The organism is Parasphingorhabdus sp., from assembly GCF_036963705.1.
Taxonomy (GTDB): Bacteria; Pseudomonadota; Alphaproteobacteria; order Sphingomonadales; family Sphingomonadaceae; genus Parasphingorhabdus.
Map to the genome: position 1 here is coordinate 1 of NZ_JBALUT010000128.1, position 3,578 is coordinate 3,578.

Genomic DNA, 3,578 nt, shown 5'->3' on the forward strand with positions numbered 1-3,578 from the left:
ATAATCTTCTACGGCTGTTGTCCGATGTCCCGCCAGGCTAACACCCAAGCTTTCCGACACTTCGCTAGCAAAAGCATGCGCGCCCTTGTGACTGGTTGTAGACAGGCCGAATGAAGCCGCGGAAAGGCTTAACTGGCGTGCATAATGATTGGCAAATATTACCGTGGCAGACGAACACCAGCCTATCGATCGTTGCCGGGTCGGACGACTTGATATGTGCCCTTTTCAGGCCAACTTGAACGTAGGACAAGGCAAACCTCACAAGGCCCCTATGGGTTCCGAAAAATTCTCTTAGCATCCTGTTCTCGAAATCGAGTTACTGCTTCGCATGTGATGATGATCCTGATTTGCAGTCGAAATTGACGTTCGGGACATTTCCATCGCGACACTCGCGGACATTTCCCTAATATTAGCCTGACATTTTGCAATAATTATACGCGCGACCGATCGGCCGGAACCATATTGCTGGTAGAGACGTTTCGCCGGACCACAATATCCGCTATCATGAGGCTCACCTCAGACTTGAGTCGCCTATAGCTGCCCTCACTCGGTGATTTCGAGATTATCGCCATCCCGAAGCGATTGTTAACGATCACTATAGCCTTGAAAGCATTTCCTGTTTTGCTCTAACGACTGGGCCAAAGACCGCTGCTCCTATGGCGCACGCAATATTTCTTTTCCTCCCTGTATAAAACTTATCTTCAAAATACGCTAAGTTCCCTCTAGGAGCATTTTTATTACAAAAATATTATCGAAAAATAAGGACGGAAAATGAGCTTCCCGCCACGGCAAGGCCTGTATGATCCAAACAACGAGCACGACGCTTGCGGCGTCGGCTTTGTTGCAAATATCAAGGGCGATAAATCGCATCTCACGGTTAAACGTGGCTTGGAAATTCTGGTCAATATTGATCACCGCGGTGCCGTTGGTGCCGACCCGCTTCTGGGTGATGGCGCCGGGATATTATTGCAGATTCCTGACGCACTTCTGCGGAATTGGGCGGATTCGGCAGGTCTGGTTCTACCCGCTGCTGGTGACTATGCGGTCGCGATGTGCTTCCTGCCGTCCGCTCCGGTCGAGGCAGCATTTGCGATAGCGCATTTTGAACGCTTCATCGCCAAAGAAGGACAGGTACTGATCGGCTGGCGCGACGTCCCGATCGATACAACAGGCATCGGCAAAGCCGTGCTCGACCAGATGCCGCTGATTCGCCAGGCGATCGTCGGTAAAGGCGACTCGATTGCAGATCAGGACGCATTTGAGCGCAAAATACTCGCGATACGCAAACAGGTGCACAACCCCCTCGAGGGCCTCGCCGAGAAAAACGCGATGCCGGGGCTTACCGAATTTTATATGCCGTCTTTCTCGACAAAGACGATTGTCTACAAAGGGCTGTTGCTCGCCGATCAGGTCGGATCCTTCTACAAGGATCTCAACGATCCTCTAACCACATCGGCCGTGGCGATGGTCCATCAGCGCTTTTCGACCAACACCTTCCCGTCGTGGAAACTTGCTCACCCTTATCGGTTCATCGCCCATAATGGCGAAATCAACACGGTCCGGGGCAATGTTAACTGGATGAATGCCCGTCGCCGGACCATGGAATCGGACCTGCTGGGGGCCGATCTCGACAAGATGTGGCCGCTGATCCCGCATGGTCAATCCGACACGGCCTGCCTGGATAACGCTCTGGAACTGCTTGTCGCGGGCGGTTACTCCCTGCCCCACGCCGTCATGATGCTGATCCCGGAAGCCTGGGCCGGTGATCCGATGATGGATGCCGACCGCAAGGCATTTTATGAATATCACGCCGCTCTGATGGAACCTTGGGACGGCCCCGCTGCTGTTGCCTTTACCGACGGCGTCCAGGTCGGCGCTACGCTCGATCGCAACGGCCTGCGCCCTGCCCGCTTCTGTGTCACCGACGACGGACATGTCATCATGGCCTCGGAATCCGGTGTGCTGCCCGTCAAAGAGGATAATATCGTCCGCAAATGGCGGTTGCAGCCTGGCAAAATGCTGCTCATCGATATGGAACAGGGCCGTATCATCGAAGATGAAGAGATCAAGGCCGACCTCGCCAAAGCGAAGCCCTATGCAAAATGGCTGGAATCCACCCAATATAATCTGAAAGATCTCGATCTCGACGATCTTGATGATGTCGATGCACCGAAAGCCAATGGGCAAGACAGTCCTGCGGCGTTGCTTGATCGTCAGCAGGCGTTCGGCTTCACCCAAGAAGATATCACCAAGTTCCTCGAACCCATGGCAAGTGACGGGCTGGATCCGATCGGGTCGATGGGTACCGACACGCCGATCGCGGTGCTTTCATCCAAGCCACGGCTATTATACGACTATTTCAAACAGAATTTCGCTCAGGTGACCAACCCTCCGATTGATCCCATTCGTGAAGAATTGGTGATGTCGCTGGTTTCCATGATCGGCCCGAGACCCAATCTTCTTGGCCATGATGCTGGCACCCACAAACGGCTCGAAGTCGACCAACCCGTTCTCACCAACGCGGACTTGCTAAAAATCCGTTCGGTTGAAGAAGCGCTGGACGGCGCATTTCGAACCGAAACCATCGATATCAGCTGGGATGCCGCAAGCGGTGCTGACGGCCTGGAAATGGCGCTGAAGGAAATGTGCTGGGCGGCGACCGAAGCTGTGCTTGCCGATCGCAATATCCTCATTCTCTCCGACCGCGCCAAAGGCCCGGACCGGATCGCCATGCCGGCTCTGCTGGCGACAGCGGCCGTTCACCATCATCTGGTCCGTCAGGGCCTCAGGATGCAGACCGGTCTGGTCGTCGAAACCGGTGAAGCGCGAGAGGTCCATCATTTCTGCGTGCTAGCCGGATATGGCGCGGAAGCGGTCAATCCCTATCTGGCGTTTGAAACGCTCGAGGATATCCGCGTTCGCCGCGAATTGCCGCTAACCACGCAGCAGGTCGAGAAAAATTATATCAAGGCGATCGGCAAGGGTATTTTGAAAGTCATGTCGAAGATGGGCATCTCGACTTATCAAAGCTATTGCGGCGCGCAGATTTTCGATGCGGTTGGCCTATCCAGCGAATTTATCGAGAAATATTTCACCGGCACAGCGACGATGATCGAGGGCGTCGGGCTGACCGAGGTCGCTGAAGAAACCGTGAAACGGCATTCGGAAGCCTATGGCGACAATCCGATCTATAAGAATATGCTCGATGTCGGTGGTATCTATGGCTACCGGATCCGCGGCGAGGAACATGCCTGGACCCCCGCCAATGTCGCGAACCTGCAGCATGCTGTGCGCGGCAATGATCCGAAAAATTACGCCGAATTTGCGGACTCGATCAACGAACAGAGCGAGCGCCTGTTGACCATTCGCGGGTTGATGGAGCTGACCAAGGCCAGTGAACCGCTCGACATTAGCGAAGTAGAGCCCGCTACCGAGATTGTGAAACGCTTTGCCACCGGCGCAATGAGCTTTGGCTCGATCAGCCGCGAGGCGCATACGACGCTGGCGATTGCGATGAACCGGATTGGCGGGAAGTCCAATACCGGTGAGGGCGGTGAAGAACCGGATCGTTTTGTCCC

The 3,578-nt window shown here is 54.6% G+C and carries 1 protein-coding gene; it reads left to right on the top strand.

Annotation, left to right across the window (positions count from 1 at the left end; translation table 11 throughout):
- Positions 1-771: 771 nt before the first annotated feature.
- Positions 772-3,578, top strand: a 2,807-nt coding sequence (locus V7680_RS15165) for a glutamate synthase central domain-containing protein (RefSeq protein WP_335654094.1), incomplete at its 3' end; no start/stop codon positions are given.